This is a genomic window from Flavobacterium sp. FlaQc-48 (genome assembly GCF_044007335.1).
Classification (GTDB): Bacteria; Bacteroidota; Bacteroidia; order Flavobacteriales; family Flavobacteriaceae; genus Flavobacterium.
In genome coordinates this window covers 620,813-638,151 of sequence record NZ_JBIPCR010000001.1, presented here as the reverse complement: position 1 = coordinate 638,151, position 17,339 = coordinate 620,813, and the positions used below count along the sequence as shown (strand labels likewise).

The 17,339-nt window shown below is 34.5% G+C and carries 20 protein-coding genes; 2 read left to right on the top strand and 18 right to left on the bottom strand.

Translation table 11 applies throughout. From position 1 onward, the window contains the following. Positions 1–70 precede the first annotated feature (70 nt). The 17 genes from ACHRWY_RS02720 to ACHRWY_RS02640 form a co-directional block, all read right to left on the bottom strand. A complete protein-coding gene (locus ACHRWY_RS02720) occupies positions 71–424 on the bottom strand; it encodes a hypothetical protein (RefSeq protein ID WP_395352262.1) in 354 nt (117 codons plus the stop codon). A 42-nt stretch (positions 425–466) separates the two neighbouring features. Continuing rightward, on the bottom strand, positions 467–1,138 hold the full coding sequence (locus ACHRWY_RS02715) for a hypothetical protein (RefSeq protein ID WP_395352260.1): 672 nt from the start codon (positions 1,136–1,138) through the stop codon (positions 467–469). Between the two features lie 316 nt (positions 1,139–1,454). Further along, positions 1,455–2,033 carry a YdeI family protein gene (locus ACHRWY_RS02710; protein ID WP_395352258.1) on the bottom strand — a complete coding sequence of 193 codons (579 nt, stop codon included), beginning with the start codon at positions 2,031–2,033 and terminating at the stop codon, positions 1,455–1,457. 16 nt (positions 2,034–2,049) lie between these two features. Continuing rightward, positions 2,050–2,616: a DUF4256 domain-containing protein gene (locus ACHRWY_RS02705; RefSeq protein ID WP_395352256.1), complete on the bottom strand. Its 567-nt coding sequence runs from the start codon at positions 2,614–2,616 to the stop codon at positions 2,050–2,052. 48 nt (positions 2,617–2,664) lie between these two features. After that, entirely contained in the window at positions 2,665–3,048 is a 384-nt protein-coding gene (locus tag ACHRWY_RS02700; RefSeq protein WP_395352255.1) for a DoxX family protein, read from the bottom strand. Positions 3,049–3,054: 6 nt separating this feature from the next. Beyond that, positions 3,055–3,522 carry an SRPBCC domain-containing protein gene (locus ACHRWY_RS02695; RefSeq protein ID WP_395352254.1) on the bottom strand — a complete coding sequence of 156 codons (468 nt, stop codon included), beginning with the start codon at positions 3,520–3,522 and terminating at the stop codon, positions 3,055–3,057. A gap of 7 nt (positions 3,523–3,529) precedes the next feature. Continuing rightward, the gene (locus tag ACHRWY_RS02690) at positions 3,530–3,853 is read right to left on the bottom strand and encodes an ArsR/SmtB family transcription factor (protein WP_395352252.1); all 324 of its coding nucleotides are present in this window, start codon (positions 3,851–3,853) and stop codon (positions 3,530–3,532) included. Between the two features lie 284 nt (positions 3,854–4,137). Further along, positions 4,138–5,724: an ABC-F family ATP-binding cassette domain-containing protein gene (locus ACHRWY_RS02685; protein WP_395352250.1), complete on the bottom strand. Its 1,587-nt coding sequence runs from the start codon at positions 5,722–5,724 to the stop codon at positions 4,138–4,140. 204 nt (positions 5,725–5,928) lie between these two features. Further along, the gene (locus ACHRWY_RS02680; RefSeq protein ID WP_395352248.1) at positions 5,929–6,297 is read right to left on the bottom strand and encodes a hypothetical protein; all 369 of its coding nucleotides are present in this window, start codon (positions 6,295–6,297) and stop codon (positions 5,929–5,931) included. Between the two features lie 373 nt (positions 6,298–6,670). Then, positions 6,671–7,603 (bottom strand): transglutaminase, encoded by a 933-nt coding sequence (locus ACHRWY_RS02675; protein ID WP_395352246.1) that lies wholly within the window; start codon positions 7,601–7,603, stop codon positions 6,671–6,673. Between the two features lie 18 nt (positions 7,604–7,621). Continuing rightward, positions 7,622–8,473, bottom strand: a complete 852-nt coding sequence (locus tag ACHRWY_RS02670) for a substrate-binding domain-containing protein (protein ID WP_395352244.1) — start codon at positions 8,471–8,473, stop codon at positions 7,622–7,624. A gap of 41 nt (positions 8,474–8,514) precedes the next feature. Continuing rightward, positions 8,515–8,988 carry a DUF4265 domain-containing protein gene (locus tag ACHRWY_RS02665; protein ID WP_395352243.1) on the bottom strand — a complete coding sequence of 158 codons (474 nt, stop codon included), beginning with the start codon at positions 8,986–8,988 and terminating at the stop codon, positions 8,515–8,517. Positions 8,989–9,002: 14 nt separating this feature from the next. Further along, complete coding sequence (locus ACHRWY_RS02660; protein WP_395352241.1) at positions 9,003–9,395, bottom strand: VOC family protein; 393 nt, start codon at positions 9,393–9,395, stop codon at positions 9,003–9,005. 3 nt (positions 9,396–9,398) lie between these two features. Then, positions 9,399–9,839, bottom strand: a complete 441-nt coding sequence (locus tag ACHRWY_RS02655) for a DinB family protein (RefSeq protein ID WP_395352239.1) — start codon at positions 9,837–9,839, stop codon at positions 9,399–9,401. Between the two features lie 35 nt (positions 9,840–9,874). Continuing rightward, a complete protein-coding gene (locus tag ACHRWY_RS02650; RefSeq protein WP_395352237.1) occupies positions 9,875–10,744 on the bottom strand; it encodes a nucleoside phosphorylase in 870 nt (289 codons plus the stop codon). Between the two features lie 82 nt (positions 10,745–10,826). After that, positions 10,827–11,159 (bottom strand): translation initiation factor, encoded by a 333-nt coding sequence (locus ACHRWY_RS02645; protein ID WP_199000842.1) that lies wholly within the window; start codon positions 11,157–11,159, stop codon positions 10,827–10,829. A gap of 104 nt (positions 11,160–11,263) precedes the next feature. Next, entirely contained in the window at positions 11,264–12,214 is a 951-nt protein-coding gene (locus tag ACHRWY_RS02640) for an isopenicillin N synthase family dioxygenase (protein WP_395352235.1), read from the bottom strand. 171 nt (positions 12,215–12,385) lie between these two features. Between ACHRWY_RS02640 and ACHRWY_RS02635 the strand changes: the two genes are divergently transcribed. Beyond that, the gene (locus tag ACHRWY_RS02635; RefSeq protein WP_395352233.1) at positions 12,386–14,362 is read left to right on the top strand and encodes a thiamine pyrophosphate-dependent enzyme; all 1,977 of its coding nucleotides are present in this window, start codon (positions 12,386–12,388) and stop codon (positions 14,360–14,362) included. A gap of 68 nt (positions 14,363–14,430) precedes the next feature. Further along, positions 14,431–16,173, top strand: a complete 1,743-nt coding sequence (locus ACHRWY_RS02630; RefSeq protein ID WP_395352231.1) for a DUF885 domain-containing protein — start codon at positions 14,431–14,433, stop codon at positions 16,171–16,173. Between the two features lie 187 nt (positions 16,174–16,360). Here the strand turns inward: ACHRWY_RS02630 and ACHRWY_RS02625 are convergent, their stop codons facing one another. Further along, positions 16,361–17,332, bottom strand: coding sequence for a zinc-binding alcohol dehydrogenase family protein (locus ACHRWY_RS02625; RefSeq protein ID WP_395352230.1), 972 nt, complete (start codon positions 17,330–17,332; stop codon positions 16,361–16,363). Between the last annotated feature and the right edge of the window lie 7 nt (positions 17,333–17,339).

Below are 17,339 nucleotides of genomic sequence, written 5' to 3'. Positions count from 1 at the left end.
CTATCAAATTTAGTAAATTAATTCAACTGAAAAACGACTTAACTATTTGATCACTTTGACCAAAATTTCACTAATTGTTTTCTGTTTCATTTTTGAATTGTTCTATTAATTCATAAAATAATTTTATCGATTTTAAATGCTGTTCTGCACTAATATTATATTCAAAAACTTCCTCCCAGTTTATATTTCCGGGATCAAATCCTATACTGTAGGCTAAAATCATATTGGCCCATCCTGCTGTTGATTCAAAATAGCCCAGCTTATTCGCGACCCAGTCAAAAAAGGGCTCATTTGTACTTTCTGCAACAATTTTATTCTCTGTAAGCGCCCAATAATAGCCCGCGACAAAAGTCCTGATACTTTTAAGGGTTGGGGTTGCTTCGCCAGTCCACATGAGAGGACGTTGTTCTATTTGTTTTAACAAACTATAACATTCAATGATCATATTATTGTAAGACTCTGGTTATTAATAGTAAAAGCTATTGATCCCATCCCGTTCTATTTTTTCGATTTCTTTGACCTTTTTACTTTTAATATCAACTATCGCCCGTAAAAAGCTTACCATGACCGAATCCTTGTAGATAAGGCCAGTCCATTCAACACTAACGATTTTTAAATTCTTATTAGTAGTGGGATAACATTTGTAATCGATATATCTTTTTGCATTAGTTGTTTTTGCTTTTTCCCGGATGGCATTTTTTACAGTTTCGCTATTTTCTGCTATATGAATAGCAAGTGAATCAATATGATACAAACTATCGACGCTTTTTTCAAACTTTTCCATCCAGTTTTTGCCAATACGTTTTTTTAATATGCTGTCAGTTCTGTTGTTCCGGTTGATATCTATAATTTGGTTGTTCAAATCCGTACATGTTGTTCCATTTACACTAAAACGAAAATTATACCAATTATCAACAATATATCTGTATCTGTCTTTAATATCTGGTCTTCCGCCGGCAATCATATACGTAGGATATTTATTTTCAAATTTTATTTCTGCATTTATCATGGCGGTATCTACCGGAGTTTTGTTTTTTTCTTCGGAAACCGAATGATCAAAAAAAGTAGTTTTGCCTATTACTATTCCAACAACCAGAGCCGCTGCGACAGCTAATACAAAGACTATATTTTTTTTCATGGAATATTTATGATGTTAGTTTAAGTAAACTTTTAGAAAGTATGCTCTTCATGCGATTAAAGTACTAATTATTCCTGAAATACGATTCATTTTTTTACTACGTTTTAGAACCGTATCCTCAAAATTAAATGAATTCAAAAAACTTTATTTGTAAATTCTGTATTAAACACTTTAAGGTTAACTATTATTTAGTGAATACTTTTTGGGCTTGACCCCCGCTTGTGGTCAATAAAATTATTTACCGGGAGTAATGAGCAAAAACCTACTTAAGTAACGATGGGGTGTTTTGCTCCTTTTTTATTTTTCGAAAACAGCATCAGTCATTCAGTCCTTTTCCTTCTAAAATTTGCCCCATAACTTTTTCAATTCTTGCTTCTCTCGTTTTGGATTGTTTAGGTGACGAAAAATAAAGCAAATAAGCTCTTTGCCTTCCCTGAGTTAAAGTATTGAATGCGGTTTTGAGCGCAGCATTTTCCTCTAATTTTTTTTGAAATTCTTCCGGAACTTCAAATTCTGTTGTTTTTTTCAATACTACTTTCAAACCTGCTTTTTCTATTTCGATCGCCTCGTAAATATACTTTTTCAAAATTGTCTTTTGAGCCAAAATTGCTTTGAGATCAGTAAAACGAATCTGTCTTGCAGCCTGGACGTTTTTGGACTGCTGTATTAAAATTCCATCCGCATCATTCAGTAAAGCGCCTTTAAAAAACAAAAGTGCGCAATATTCTTTGAATTCATGAATTAAAACAATATTACTATTTTGAAATGTATAGCACGGAACGCCCCATTTAAGCTCTTCGGTCAACTGGCAAGCCAAAACAATTTCCCGCAATTCTTCTTGTTCTTTCTGCCACTTTTGGGAATTATCAAAATAAAAATCAACTTTTGGATTCATGCTTTATACTTTAAAATTAAACCCGTAACGAACCGCGAAAACCTCTCGCAGCATAATATGAATCGGCACCATTATGATATACAAATACGGTATTGTAGCGAAAATCAGAAAATAAAGCACCACCAAGTTCCCGAATATTAGAAGGTGTAACAATCCAGCTGGATGTCTTAGTATCAAAATTACCTAATTTCTGAAGTTCTTTGTATTGCTCTTCTGTCAAAAGTTCAATTCCCATCTCAGTAGCCATGTCAAGTACACTGTTTTTAGGTTTATGCTCTTTTCTGGAGTCCAGTGCCTTTCGGTCATAACAAACACTTCGCCTTCCTTTTGGGCTTTCTGCGGCACAATCAAAAAAAATGAATTCTCCGGTTTTTACATCAAAACCTACCACATCTGGTTCGCCTTCCGTTTTTTCCATTTCATTGATAGACCATAGTTTTTCAGGGTTTGCTTCCAGTTTTACTTTAACAGCATTCCATTCCAAATTCTCATGTCGGTTTTTATTTTTTTCAAAACGTGTTTCTAAAATAGTAAGTATTTCTTTCTGTTGTCCGGGTGTCAATATATTTTTGTTGCTACTCATTTTTTTTCTGTTTTTTTCTCTACTAAATTAAAAAATAAAGATCAGGTTCTAATTATAAACGGTTGTGATTTTTCTTTCAATAGGCCTGTAATACCAGGACAGGATCGTTAATATTATTAATAGTACGGGACCAAAAAGGGTTATAGCATCATCTCCAGAGGCTAAATGAGAAAAGACAGCTCCGGACATGGCAAAGAAGAATCCCGCATAAGCCCATTCCTTCAATAAAGGAAATTTGGGAATAAGAATCGCAATGACCCCTAATATTTTCCAAATTCCCAATAACGTTAAAAAATAGAGCGGATATCCTAAATGATGCATCATTGTTGATTCTTCTGTCATTTTAAGGAGCTGAACCACTGCAGTTGACACCATTCCTAATGCAAGCCATAGTGTAGCAATCCAATAGATAATTTTATGTTTCTTTTTCATGATTTGTTATTTTAATTTATTTACCACTTCCTGTAATCTATTATGAGCCATGTTAAGTCCCTGGGCAAATGGCAATTTGAGCATCTGATCCCTGAGTTCAGCCGATTTATATACAATATGCATTTTTAATCTGCTGCTTTCATCTGAAACAGCTTCAAATTCCAAAAACTCCAGCTGCACAGCAAAAGGGGAGTTCTCCATTTCAAAAGTTCTGATGATTTTATGATCCGGAATAAATTCATGAATGACACCATGGGCTTTAAACACAACATTTCCTTTAGGATCTGAGGTTTCAAATTGCCAGCCGCCATGTTTCTTATTTTCGAGTTTAAGCACTTTTGTGCCCATCCATTGCGCTACAATTTCCGGTTCGGCATAGGCTCTGAAAAGCAACGCTAGCGGAAGATCAAAATCTCTGGTAATCACAAGGTCCTGTTGGCCTTCTTCGGCACTAATTTTTGTTTTTAATTCCATGATTCGTTTATTTTTTTGGTTTATAATTCTTCATTATAGCTTCTAACTTATTAAATCGATCATCCCACATTTTGCGAAAAGGCTCAATAAAGTCAGCAACTTCTTTCATCTTTTTTGCATTAGTCAAATAATAAATTTCCCTGCCATTTTGAGTTTGTTCCAGCAATTCACATTCTGTAAGTATTTGAATATGTTTTGAAATCGTTTGTCTTGAAGAATCAAAATTTTCTGCTATAACACCCGGTGTCATAGACTGAAAAGCCACCAAACTTAATATGGCCCGGCGGGTAGGGTCGGCGATAGCCTGAAAAACATCTCTACGAATTTCCATTATGCAGTTATTTGACTGCAAATATAACGCAGTTATTTGACTGCGCAAAATTTTAAACCACTTTTATTAACTTAATTTTCAATTCTTTATAATTAATCCTGAATGGAGTAAAGAAAAAAAATCTCCAAATTCATACGAATCCGCAGATTTACTATAACACTTATCAGTGTTTTTATTCTAATGCCGCAAATTTAAAAGATTCGGAATTTAAAGTTTATAAATGATTCTCCTGTATCTTTTTCATATTTAAGCATCCTTTTCATAACCCGAATCTAAAAACAACCTCAGAGCAAAATAGAGCTCTCTGTATTTATTTGTTCCAGAAAAGATTCATCATGCGAAACAACAAGCAATGTTCCCTGGTATTCATTGATTGCCGCCGTTAGTATTTCAATATTTTGAATGTCTAAATTATTAGTTGGTTCGTCTAAAATGATGATATCCGGTGATTCAGAATTGATAGTGAGGCAACAAAGCATTAAACGCATTTTTTCGCCCCCGCTTAAGGCTGCACAGGCTTTATCCCAGTACGCTCCGGAGAATAAAAGCCGGTTTAATCTCATTTTTATTTCATGTTCTTCTAAACCCGAAGTATTAAATTGCTGCGCCTGTTCATAGACTTTAAGCTGATTGTTAATTAGGGAATAATCCTGATCAATATAAACCGATTGACTTTCTGCCTTGTAAACAGTTCCTGATACAGGTAATAAATTGCCTAATATGATTTGGATCAAGGTTGTTTTTCCTGAACCGTTTAATCCTTTAATCGCAATTCGTTCACCACTAATAATTTCAATATCCAGATTGTTCTTCCATAAAAACTGATTTTTATAAGCATAATTAATAGCATTGGCTTTAAAAAGTATTTTTCCTTTATGTAAAGCGGAATGGTCAAAACCAAATTTCATCTGATCGATATCCGGTAAATTAGATCGTAAATCACGTAATTTCTGTGAAATACCCTCAATTTTTTCGATATGCACGCCTTTTAACTTTGAGGTACTATTTTCAGCATTATTACGCAAAGTGTTCATCATAATTCTGGAAACACCTGATTTTTCCTGTTTCTTTTTGCCGCGGGAATCTAGCTTTTGCTGTCGTTCTAAAGTTTCACGTTCTTTTTCTTTTGCCTTGCGCAAAGCTTTTTCCCCGCTTTGCAAATCCTGATTTAAGGCATTATTTTCGATTTGTTTTTGCTGAGTATAAAATTCATAATTTCCGCCATAAACCGAGATCCCCCGTTTGCTAAGTTCATAAACCGTATGGAGAAGGTTTAACAGTTTCCGGTCATGACTCACAATAAGCAAACTGCTTTTTGTAGAAGCAATAAAATCATATAATAATTGTCTCGCTAACGAATCCAGGTGATTGCTTGGCTCATCTAACAATACAAACTCAGGCTCATGAATAGAAATTCCGGCAAGAAAAACTTTGGTTTTTTGTCCGCCACTTAATGTTTCCATTTTTTGAGATAAATCCAAATCTGTTAGCTGCCAATATTTCAAAGCATTGTTACAACGTTCTTCAATAGTCCAGTCGTCGTCTAAAATACTTAAATTTTCTTCAGAGACTTTTCCGTCCAATATCTCTTTTAAAGCATTAAATTTTTCCTCTACACGTAAAGCTTCAGCAATGGTGAGCTGATTGTACTGACCAAAGATTTGCGGAATATAATAAGGGACAGAACTTACGCTAAGTCCACCATTTGAAGGCTGCAGTTCGCCCGCAATAATTTTAAGCAGCGTTGATTTCCCAACACCGTTGTTACCAATTAAGGCTATTTTTTCGTGATTGTTGATTGTAAAGCTAATAGCATCAAACAATAGATCACTATTGTTGTGTTTATATGAAATGTTTTGTAGAATAAGCATAATCTCTTTCTCTAAAGATGAATAAATTGAGCAACCACAAATTGCGGATCACTCTCTAAATTGCCTGAAAGAAATTATTTTTCACATAAACAGATGGGTAAATTTTATAAGGCAAAGATATTATAAAAAACAAAAACCACAATGCTTTTGGATACACTGTGGTTTTTTATTAGTATTTTGAGTTCTGTTACAGAACTGTAATGGTTATATTTTTTTAAGTGTAATTTTCATTTCTTTACTGTCCAGAATTAGCTGATCGCTCGTAATGGTACTTTCACACGGATAAGGTGTTCCCACTTCATCTTTTATTACTAAACTTTTTCCACCTTTTGTCAAAGCATAAGTACCATTGGTTATTTCTCTCGTTAAAAATCCTGTAACATGTCCGTCTTTTGTAAATGTTAGGGTCCCATCACTTAAAATGGCACTTTTTAGAGAATCTGACAGAGGCGTTTTAGCTTCGACTGCAGTAATTTTCCAGGAGTTTATTAATGTATTTCTACCCTTAGAGCATGAAACCATTACTATTGCAGCCATTGCAATTCCGAAGATAAATAATTTAGATTTTTTCATGATTTTGTGATTAAAAGTTAAACATGAAAAGTTACAAAAAAATAGCATTCAATACACATAAATTTTACATGACACAGAATTAAAGCAACTGGTTATTAAATCTTTATATTTTATTTAGTGTACTATCGCGGTTCACCAAAGAGCTTTTCAAATACTCTATGTCAAAATATTATTCAGGTTTTTCAATAGCTGAAATACAATCGGCAGCTTTAATTTCTTTCCCGAAAAGCTAAAACTTTACAGCCGTAATATCTTACTTTTTTTTGTATTTTTTAAATGGTTGTGCAAGCCCATAACAGTTTTAGGTTTCACCTAATAGATAAGCAATTCCAACGCCGCTACAATCAGATTTTGAAACAGCTACAATAAAAAATTAGTTTAGGGTAAGGGCTCCTAAAATCTCTTCATACATAAAAGGGCCGCCCGGATATTTGGCCGTATAATCTAAATTCATCCAGACCTGACCACGTTCGTCTATATGATAATGTATTTTTTTACCATAACTTTCCTTTACAAAAAGCACATTTTTGATTAAATAATTGACTTTTTCAAGATCGATTAAAGAGCCAATTAAAATCTCCGGATAAATATGTCCTTTGGTATGAATCAATCTTGGTGTTCCGCCAATCGAGCGTATTGCAGCAGCCATCAGGATAGAATGATCGTCGCAATCACCGGAAAAATATTCTAGAGATTCGCTTGCAGTAGCGATATAGTCTCCTTCTTTGGGATCGTTAACATAATTCCAGCGACCATTAATCTCCTTAAAGACAGCAAAACACTGAATAATCGTTCTGTAATCAGAATATCCTTTTATTCCCTTAAAGTGTTTGGTTGTTGCCATAATGGCAAAATTCCGAACTTTTGGGTTCTGATATTCTATTGCGTTAATGATTTTTGATTTGTTGGGAAACGGAAGCAACTTGGCCACAATAATATCTTGTGGAAACGGATTGTCAGACATGGTGTAAATCATCGAATTGTAATCTTCTGAAATTTCACTAAAACCGTAATTTCCAATCACACTCCCGTAAAATAAAACCAATAGATATACTGCAATACAAAGAATGATAATAGTTCTCAGCAACATTAAAAGAAAGAAGACAGCAGTAAAAACAAATATAAAGATAAAGACCCGATCGAGATTAAAAGGCCATTCTAAATCGATCAGGTTTTGATGGAGTATGATAAAAATAGGTATCGTAATCAAAAGACTCAACAGCATAATAATAACCCTATCCCAAGGCGATTTCACCTGTAATTTGGATTTTAATTGCGGAAAGTCAATTTTAGGAAATTTTATCATAAGAATCTAAAGCAGTTTTTACAGCGCTTTTACCGTTTCAACAAAAGTACTTTTTTTATCAATAATTCCCAGATCAAATAGTTGATTTTGAATTTTAATAAATGCTTTTTCGCTCAAATTCTTCTGAGACCATTGTGTGAGTTTTAACCATTCCTGAATATCTTCAATTTTTTGGTTGAAAAGTTCTGATAATGTTTTATCAATATTAGGGATTTGTGTAAAATCCTGAGTGGTTTTGTTGATGATTTCCAATATCTTTTCCACCACTTTTGGATTCTTTTTAAGGAATTCGTCACGAACCGTGATGACAAACGATGGCCATGGAGTAGGGCAGTCGCCAACTCGTCTGAAAACACCTTTATCAACAAGCGGTTTGGTCATGAAACGCTCCCACATAAAATAATCTGCAGTTCCGTTTGTTAAAGCCTCTACAGCGCCATCAATCGTATTTATAATTTCAAATTGAAGGTCATCAGTCTTCCATCCATTTTCGTGGGCATTTACATACGCCATGAGTTGTGATCCTGAACCAATTCTTGAAATAGCAACTTTTTTGTCTTTCAAATCTTTTACCGTTTGAAAATCTGATTTGGCCGCAACGTGAATTCCCCAGATCAAAGGCGACTGCACATAAATTTGCACAATTTTACTTGGGTTCCCGGCTACAATATCTTTTACAATACCTTCGGTTAAAATAACAGCGATATCAGCTTCTCCTTCACGAAGCATCTGACACATTTTGCCTGTACCTTCAGGAATATCTTTCCATTGCAAATCAATGTTTTCAGCTTCAAATTCACCATTTTCAATGCATAAATGCCATGGCAAATTGAAGTGTTCGGGAACACCTACAATTTTTACAGTTTTCATTTTAGTTAAGTTTAAGTTTGGTAAGCGTATTCTGGGTTTGTTTAATTTTTTAATAAATCAGTTCTGTGTTTTTCAGAAAGGCAAGGCTCTGCAAATTCTATTATGGAATTGGATTCATATTCGTTTAACAGGCTTTTTATGATTGAGTAATCTGTATTCTTTACAATTTCAACAGCAAAAAAAGTATCATTCAAAGTTTCTGATATACAATTAACGGCTTTTAATTTCTCTCTGATGATTTCTTTATCAAACCCTTCCTGTAAAACCAAAACCTGAACAATAGAGTTTCCTGAATTTTCTATTGTTTCCCTATGGATAAAGTATTTTTCATTTTCATCATATTCTGCACGAAAAATATCATCGGTTGCAATCAAAGGCCCAAAAAATGGAATATTATCTAATTTGAAATAGCCTTTCTCTAAATCTATAATTTCTGCCCACATGGTTTCTGAAACAATTTCTTCCAGATAAGTACTGTAATATTTAAATATTATTTTTTTATGCGTTTCTGCCATTTCTAATTTTGTAATTATTCTATTTCGCTTATTACGGCTTTCAAGGGAGAAATTACAATGCGATAACCATCAGGATCCTGAAACATTTTTCCGTTTTCATTCCAAAAAGGGTTCATTGCACTTACACTTGAAATATTATTTTTTAAAAATCTATTTATCAGATTATTATAATCTGAAATTGTCTTTGGATAAAGCACTATTACATCATCTTCATCAAAGCTATGTTTTGCTGCTGTTCCTGATTGTGTAAATTCAAAGTGCCAGTCTAAACCTGATTTTCCAAGAAAAACCCCATCATAATTATGATGATTCTGAAAGTCTCCTAATCGTTCAAAACCTAAAATATTGACATAAAAATCTTCAATCTTTTCAAGGTCATTAGTATGTCGTGCCACTCTTAAAAACATAATCTAAGATTTTATCTGATTGATATGATGTTCTAAATGTTCTACATAATCTGTCATAAGAAATTTTAAATCAATTTCAGCTCCGTCGCTCAAAACAATTTTATAATCTAAAGCTTCGTCTTTAACCGATTTCATAATTCTGATGATTTGATTGTTTAATACAAACCACAACTGAGTTAACTGATCAATATCCATCGTTTGATATTGATTTAAATTTACTAAATCTATTTGATTATACGGTCGGTGATGATAAGGTTTTGCGATATAATTAATTTCTGTAAAACGAACCAGATTATGAATTGCCGAATCTGTCAAATGCCCTAAAATTTCTTTTTTAGACCATTTACCTGGCTTTCTTTCTTCTAAAACTTCATGGCTTATCGTTGGAAAATAATTGACATTCTCATTCAGTAACCTTTCAAATTTAAGAATAGCATTTTGCATGAATTATCTAATTTTCTAATCAATAAATTCTCCAATTATTTCTGAGCCAGCTTATTTAAAGTATACGAAATCAACTCATCAACAGCTTTATAAGGATCCTCGCTAAAAGTTCCGGAAGCACGATTGGCAATAATAGCATTTAAAGATAATGCATTATGTCCTAAAAGTGCCGAAAGCCCATAAATTGCAGCTGTTTCCATTTCTAAATTCGTGATCCTTTCTTCATTAAAACTAAAATTATCCATTTTACTGTTCAATTCTTCATCCTGAATATTTAAACGTAAAACACGCCCTTGCGGTCCGTAAAAACCTCCGGCCGTAGCTGTAATTCCTTTGAAAATTTTATCTGATTCGATCAGTTTTTCCAGTTCTTCCGAACAGGCAATAGCATAAGGCTTGCCTTTTCTAATATCCCAATTGGTGTGGGTAACAAAAGCATCTTCTAAAGCTGCATTGGAGACTTCATCAATTAAATAGGAGCGAAGCATATTATCTAAGCCAAGACCAAATTTAGACATTACAAAACTATCCACAGGAATATCAGCCTGTAAAGAACCCGAAGTTCCGATTCTGATGATATTTAATGAGGTCAACTCTTCTTTTGGCTGACGCGTTTCCAGGTCAATATTAACCAAAGCATCCAGTTCATTGACAACAATATCAATATTGTCAGGCCCAATTCCGGTTGACATTACCGAGATTCTTTTACCTTTATAAATTCCGGTTTGGGTTTTAAACTCCCTTTTTTGAGTTGAATATTCAATAGAATCAAAAAACTGTGTGATTTTTTCGACCCTGTTTTGGTCACCAACAAAAATTATATCGTGTGCTATATGTTCAGGACGAAGGTTTAAGTGATAAACACTTCCGTCCGGATTAAGTATTAATTCTGAATTTTGTATCATTTCTTTTAAGTTACTAAGTTAAATGAGTGGCGAAGATTCTAAGTTTTTTTTGAGGTACAAGCAACCTGAAACCTGAAACTTTCTATCCTCCAACTCTTTTTGTTTTAAATCCTTTTGCTTTAAGGATTTCCATTATTTTGTCACGATAATCCCCCTGAATGATAATCGAAGCATCTTTAAAAGTACCACCAACACTAAGTTTGGTTTTAATTTCTTTGGCCAGAATTTTAAAATCTTCATCAGATCCTTCGTAGCCTTCGATTATCGTAGTGGCTTTTCCTTTTCGTTTTTCAAATTTACAAATCATAGGCTCTTTTTGAATATAAAGAACATGATCCTGCTCCTGAACTTCTTCAGGCTCATTTGATTCTACGTGATCCGGAAATAAATTTTTTAATTGATCTTGTAAGTCCATAATTACATTAAAATTCCAAATTTATAGTTTCTAAAAATTAAATTCCAAATCCCAATTTGATAAGTTTGGAATTTGGAATTTAAAAAAATTCTGGATTTAAAGTTTTATTTTTTAATTAACCCTAAATCTACTAAACGTTCGTATAAATAATCTCCCGCTGTAATATCTTCAAATTTCTTTGGGTTCTCAGCATCAATACAGTTTTCAAGACAATCCAAACGCATATCGCTTACAGGATGCATGAAAAACGGAATAGAAAAACGTGAGGTTCCCCACAATTCTCTAGGCGGATTTACCACTTGGTGAATCGTTGATTTTAGTCGGTTATTGGTATGTCTTGATAACATGTCCCCAACATTAATAACCAGCTGATCCTCTTCGGCGATAGCATCAATCCATTCGCCATCGTGATTTTGAACCTGTAAACCTTTTCCCTGAGCCCCCATTAAAAGCGTAATCAGGTTAATGTCTCCGTGAGCTGCTGCACGAATCGCATTCTCCGGCTCTGAAGTAATAGGAGGGTAGTGAATAGGTCTTAAAATAGAGTTACCTTCTTTTGCATACTGATCAAAATAAAACTCATCCAAACCAAGGTGCAAAGCCAAAGCTCTTAAGACATAAACACCTGTTTTTTCAAGCATTTGATAAGCTTCTTTACCTACAACATTAAATTTAGGTAATTCTTTAACCTCTACATTGTCCGGATATTCTGAAGCATATTTGGAATCTTTGTCAACATACTGACCAAAATGCCAAAATTCTTTCAAATCTCCTTCTTTGCGTCCTTTAGCATGTTCTTTTCCAAAAGAAACATACCCTCTTTGTCCGCCAATGCCTGGAATTTCATAATTATGCTTAGTTTCTATTGGCAAAGCGAAAAATTTTCTAATTTCGCCATAAAGCTCGTCTACTAACTGGTCGTCTAAAAAGTGACCTTTTAGGGCTACGAAGCCAATGTTTTCAAATGCACTGCCGATTTCATTTACAAATTTTTGTTTACGTTCCGGGTCGCCCGAAAGGAAATCACGTAAGTCTACACTAGGAATGTTTTGCATACTTTACATTTTTATTTAAGATAAAAGGCGTTGTAAAACCTTTCAATAACAAAGGTAGAGAATATTTTAGAATTCAATTTTAAAAGTTATATTAAAATTAAAAAATTATAACAAAAACACGTAAAATTGTTATATTTTTCTATATTTGAAACACTAAAACTTAAAACCAATATGATTTTTTACAGACAGAACCTTACGGATGCTCAATTATTAGATTTGTATAAAAAAATCCTGAAACCCCGTTTAATCGAGGAAAAGATGCTCATTTTAATTCGTCAGGGAAAAGTTTCTAAATGGTTTTCAGGAATAGGACAGGAGGCTATTGCTGTAGGCGTAACCGCTGTATTGGATGAATCTGAATATGTATTGCCCATGCATCGGAATTTAGGGGTTTTTACGACCCGAAATATTCCATTGCACCGATTATTTTCGCAATGGCAGGGAAAAGCAAATGGTTTTACAAAAGGAAGAGACCGCAGCTTTCACTTTGGTACTCAGGAATATAAAATTATAGGAATGATTTCGCACCTGGGCCCGCAATTGGGAATAGCAGACGGAATTGCCTTAGCCGATAAACTTCAACATAACAAAAAAATTACAGCCGTTTTTACAGGTGAAGGAGCTACAAGCGAAGGCGATTTTCACGAAGCCTTAAATATTGCTGCTGTCTGGAAATTGCCCGTAATGTTTATCATTGAAAACAATGGTTACGGACTTTCTACACCCACAAACGAACAATATGTATGTGAAAATTTAGCCGATAAAGGAATAGGTTACGGAATTGAAAGCTGGATTATTGACGGAAATAACATATTAGAAGTTTACAACAAATTATCCCGGTTAAAAGAAGAGATGCAGAACAATCCGCATCCGGTTTTATTGGAATTTAAAACCTTTAGGATGCGTGGACATGAAGAGGCGAGTGGGACCAAATATGTTCCGCAGGAATTAATGGACGAATGGGCTGCAAAAGATCCGGTAACGAATTACAGAAAATATCTAACCGAAATTGGTGTATTGACGGCCGAATTTGACGAACAGCTGCACCACGAAATTAAGCAGGAAATCGACGAAAATCTGGCTATTGCAAATGCTGAACCGGAAATCATTCCGACTTATAGCGGAGAATTAGATGATGTATACAAACCATATCACTTTGAAGAAGTTAATCCATCAGAAGAAATTAAGAATGTTCGCTTTATAGATGCCATTAGAAACAGCTTAGAACAATCGATGCAAAGACACCATAATCTGGTTATTATGGGACAGGATATTGCTGAATACGGAGGCGCTTTTAAAATTACAGATGGTTTTGTAGATGTCTTTGGAAAAGACCGTGTTCGTAATACGCCCATTTGTGAAAGTGCCGTAGTTTCTGCCGGAATGGGATTGTCTATTAACGGCTATAAAGCAATTGTCGAAATGCAATTTGCTGATTTTGTTTCGACAGGTTTTAACCCCATTGTCAATTTATTAGCCAAATCACATTATCGCTGGGGCGAAAAAGCCGATGTTGTAGTGCGTATGCCTTGTGGTGGCGGAACTCAGGCAGGACCGTTTCACTCTCAGACCAATGAAGCCTGGTTTACCAAAACTCCGGGTCTAAAAGTAGTTTATCCGGCTTTTCCTTATGACGCCAAAGGTTTACTGAATACTTCGATAAACGATCCAAATCCGGTTTTGTTTTTCGAGCATAAACAATTGTATCGCAGCGTCTATCAGGATGTTCCTGTCGATTATTATACGATTCCGCTAGGAAAAGCAGCTGTATTAAAAGAAGGGAAATCGGTTACTATTATCGCCTTTGGAGCTCCTGTACATTGGGCATTAGACTATTTGGCAAAAAATCCGGAAACAGAAGCTGATTTAATTGATTTAAGAACTTTACAACCTCTGGACACTGAAACTATTTTCACTTCAGTTAAAAAAACAGGAAAAGTACTTATTTATCAGGAAGATACTTTGTTTGGCGGAATAGCAAGCGATATCTCGGCTTTAATTATGGAAGAATGTTTTGAATATCTGGATGCTCCCGTAAAAAGAGTAGCGAGTTTAGATTCGCCAATTCCGTTTACAAAAGCATTAGAAGATCAGTTTTTACCCAAGAATCGTTTTGAAGAAGTTTTATCGGAATTATTGAAATATTAATTACAAATATCAAATAGTTTTACATAATGAACATTTTTTTTATCTTTAAACCATTAAAAAATTAACTTATGAAAAAACTATTTGTTTCATTTTTTGCAATTACCTTACTTTTTTCTTGCAATAAAAGCACTAAGTCTAACGGCGATAAAGCTTTAGACCAAAAATTTGATAAGTACAAAGACGGCTTTGTTACTGATTTATGGAAAATTAATCCAGGCTGGGCTTCTGGCGTAGGGTATCATAAATTAGACAGCATTTTGGTTGTTCCGGATGCGACGGAAGAAAAAAGGCAACTTAATTTTGCAAATGCACAATTAGATTCATTAAAACAATTTAATCTTGAAGACCTGTCTGACAATAACAAGACCGATTTTCAAATGATTAAAAATCAGCTGGAAAGCACGATTTTTAATATTAAAGAGGTAAAATCTTCTGAGTGGAATCCTTCTGAATATAATGTTTGCGGGGCTTTTGCAGAGATTTTAAACGGTAAATACGATTCATTAGAAGTTCGATTACGTGCTTTTAATACAAAAATGAACGCAATTCCGGCTTATTACGAAGCTGCTAAAAAGAATATTAAAAATCCAACTGTAGAACATACCGATCTTGCCATAGCGCAAAATCTGGGAGGCTCTTCTGTTTTTCAGGGAGATCTAAGTTCTGCATTAGAAAAAAGCAAATTAAGTGCCGCTGAGAAAAAGGAAATTTCAGACAAAGCAAAAGTATCAGTAAAAGCAATTGCCGATTATGCCAACTGGTTAAAAAACTTACCAAATAAAACACCACGTTCTTTTAGATTAGGAACGGCATTGTATGCCAAAAAATTCAATTTTGACATTCAATCCAGCTATACCGCTGATGAAATTTATAAAATTGCCGTTGATCATAAAAAAGACCTACACGATAAAATGTTTGTCCTGGCTGATAAACTTTGGACTAAATACAAAGGGAATGAGCCAAAACCAGCCAATAAACTGGACTTAATCAAACAAGTAATCGATAAAATATCCCTACAGCATACAACTCCTGAGAAATTTCAATCTGAAATTGAGAAGCAAATTCCGGAATTAACAGCGTATGTAAAAGCTAAGGATTTATTGTATATCGATCCTTCGAAACCACTTGTTGTTCGCAAAGAGCCTGCTTATATGGCGGGAGTGGCGGGAGCTTCAATCTCAGCACCCGGACCGTATGATAAAAACGGAAATACTTATTACAATGTAGGAAGCATAGCAGGATGGACAGCAGAAAATGCAGAAAGCTATTTACGTGAATACAATGATTACATTCTTCAGATTTTAAATATCCACGAAGCAATTCCGGGACATTATACGCAATTGGTTTACAGCAATCAATCGCCAAGTATCATTAAATCTATTTTAGGAAATGGCGCCATGGTAGAAGGATGGGCTGTGTATGCCGAGAAAATGATGCTGGAAAGTGGTTATAAAAATTCAGACGAAATGTGGTTGATGTACTATAAATGGAATTTAAGAACCACTTGCAATACGATTTTAGACATCAGCGTTCATACCAAAAACATGTTTAAAGAAGCAGCAATCGATTTACTGACTAAAGAAGCCTTCCAGCAACAAGCTGAAGCAGATGGAAAATGGAAACGTGTTACGTTATCTCAGGTTCAGTTATGTTCTTATTTTACAGGTTATACTGAGATTTACAACCTAAGAGAAGAGCTTAAAAAACAAGAAGGAGACAAATTCAACCTTAAAAAATTCCATGAGAAATTCTTAAGTTTTGGAAGCGCTCCGGTAAAATATATCAAAGAATTAATGTTGTCTAAAGAGTAAATTCTAACACTATATCTAAAAAGGTTTGACAAGATTTATTTCTTATCAAACCTTTTTTTTTATGATTCTGCCTGAATTAAAACAGAACAAACTGATTCTTCTAATGTTTTATCCCATCTAGATGAAATGTTATAGAAAATGTCAAGAAATCCGTTTTTATCAGCATTCAATTCAACAAAATTTAATTTTAAATAGTCACCACCAATCGTTTACCATCCGGAACTTCGGTATTCCACATTTCTTCGATATCAACTAAGCCAACAGTTTCTATATTAACCTTCAGTTTATTCTGAGCCGCTAAAAGAAACATTTCCGGAAGTATTTCCAGAAATAACAATTTCACTTCATCCTTGGTCCAGCTTCCTAAACCGGAGCCTGATAATTGAAGGTCAACACTTCTTAAAATTGCTGCAGATAACTGTATGGTATCGCCAGACATGGCACCAATAGAAACATATCTGACCTTATGCGTAAAATTTCCTTTTCCTTTGAGAAAAGAGAACATTAATTCTGCCGAATGTCCCCACAAATAATCCAGAATAATATCTATTGGGGTATTTTCCTGAATAGCTTTAAGCCGGGCAATAATTGCCTCGTCGTCTTGTTTTAAGGAAATAATTTCATCAGCACCTAATGCTAAAAGACTTTGAAGTGTTTTTTCGTTTCTTCCGGTTACAATTATTTTCTTTGCACCATAATGTTTTGCAACCTGAATCGCCATTTGGCCCGTAAAACCTGTTGCACCATTAATTAAAACGGTTTCTCCGGGTTGTATTTTAGCTCTAAAACGCAATGCCATTGCTGAACCTGCAACTGCATTAGGCATTCCTGCCGCTGTTACATCACTAATCCCGTCAGGCAACGGCACCATTCTGTTTTTTTCTACAAGGGCTTTTTCAGCGATTGTACCACTAATGCCGCGGGCATAAACCCTTGTTCCGTTTTCTAAAACACCCACGCCGTCACTGCCAATAACAGTTCCGTTTTGATTTTCATTTTCTGAAGAATAATGATCTCCGCTTACAATTCCTTTGTCCAGATTTGTAATCGCTACGGCTTTAACCGAAAGTAAAATTTCATTTTCGTGTTGTACAACTGGTTCTGCAAATTCTGCATATTTTGGCATTTCACCTTTTCTGTAAATAACTGCTGCTTTCATAAGTATT

Excerpts from the sequence above, each read along its gene's own strand:
- ACHRWY_RS02640 (WP_395352235.1), bottom strand. The coding sequence starts at position 12,214 with ATGCAAAACATTCCTAGTGTAGACTTACGTGATTTCCTTTCGGGCGAC.
- ACHRWY_RS02665 (WP_395352243.1), bottom strand. The coding sequence starts at position 8,988 with ATGGCAGAAACGCATAAAAAAATAATATTTAAATATTACAGTACTTAT.
- ACHRWY_RS02645 (WP_199000842.1), bottom strand. The coding sequence starts at position 11,159 with ATGGACTTACAAGATCAATTAAAAAATTTATTTCCGGATCACGTAGAA.
- ACHRWY_RS02625 (WP_395352230.1), bottom strand. The coding sequence starts at position 17,332 with ATGAAAGCAGCAGTTATTTACAGAAAAGGTGAAATGCCAAAATATGCA.
- ACHRWY_RS02630 (WP_395352231.1), top strand. The coding sequence starts at position 14,431 with ATGAAAAAACTATTTGTTTCATTTTTTGCAATTACCTTACTTTTTTCT.
- ACHRWY_RS02715 (WP_395352260.1), bottom strand. The coding sequence starts at position 1,138 with ATGAAAAAAAATATAGTCTTTGTATTAGCTGTCGCAGCGGCTCTGGTT.
- ACHRWY_RS02675 (WP_395352246.1), bottom strand. The coding sequence starts at position 7,603 with ATGATAAAATTTCCTAAAATTGACTTTCCGCAATTAAAATCCAAATTA.
- ACHRWY_RS02710 (WP_395352258.1), bottom strand. The coding sequence starts at position 2,033 with ATGAATCCAAAAGTTGATTTTTATTTTGATAATTCCCAAAAGTGGCAG.
- ACHRWY_RS02650 (WP_395352237.1), bottom strand. The coding sequence starts at position 10,744 with ATGATACAAAATTCAGAATTAATACTTAATCCGGACGGAAGTGTTTAT.
- ACHRWY_RS02700 (WP_395352255.1), bottom strand. The coding sequence starts at position 3,048 with ATGAAAAAGAAACATAAAATTATCTATTGGATTGCTACACTATGGCTT.
- ACHRWY_RS02685 (WP_395352250.1), bottom strand. The coding sequence starts at position 5,724 with ATGCTTATTCTACAAAACATTTCATATAAACACAACAATAGTGATCTA.
- ACHRWY_RS02705 (WP_395352256.1), bottom strand. The coding sequence starts at position 2,616 with ATGAGTAGCAACAAAAATATATTGACACCCGGACAACAGAAAGAAATA.
- ACHRWY_RS02695 (WP_395352254.1), bottom strand. The coding sequence starts at position 3,522 with ATGGAATTAAAAACAAAAATTAGTGCCGAAGAAGGCCAACAGGACCTT.
- ACHRWY_RS02690 (WP_395352252.1), bottom strand. The coding sequence starts at position 3,853 with ATGGAAATTCGTAGAGATGTTTTTCAGGCTATCGCCGACCCTACCCGC.
- ACHRWY_RS02670 (WP_395352244.1), bottom strand. The coding sequence starts at position 8,473 with ATGAAAACTGTAAAAATTGTAGGTGTTCCCGAACACTTCAATTTGCCA.
- ACHRWY_RS02635 (WP_395352233.1), top strand. The coding sequence starts at position 12,386 with ATGATTTTTTACAGACAGAACCTTACGGATGCTCAATTATTAGATTTG.
- ACHRWY_RS02660 (WP_395352241.1), bottom strand. The coding sequence starts at position 9,395 with ATGTTTTTAAGAGTGGCACGACATACTAATGACCTTGAAAAGATTGAA.
- ACHRWY_RS02655 (WP_395352239.1), bottom strand. The coding sequence starts at position 9,839 with ATGCAAAATGCTATTCTTAAATTTGAAAGGTTACTGAATGAGAATGTC.
- ACHRWY_RS02680 (WP_395352248.1), bottom strand. The coding sequence starts at position 6,297 with ATGAAAAAATCTAAATTATTTATCTTCGGAATTGCAATGGCTGCAATA.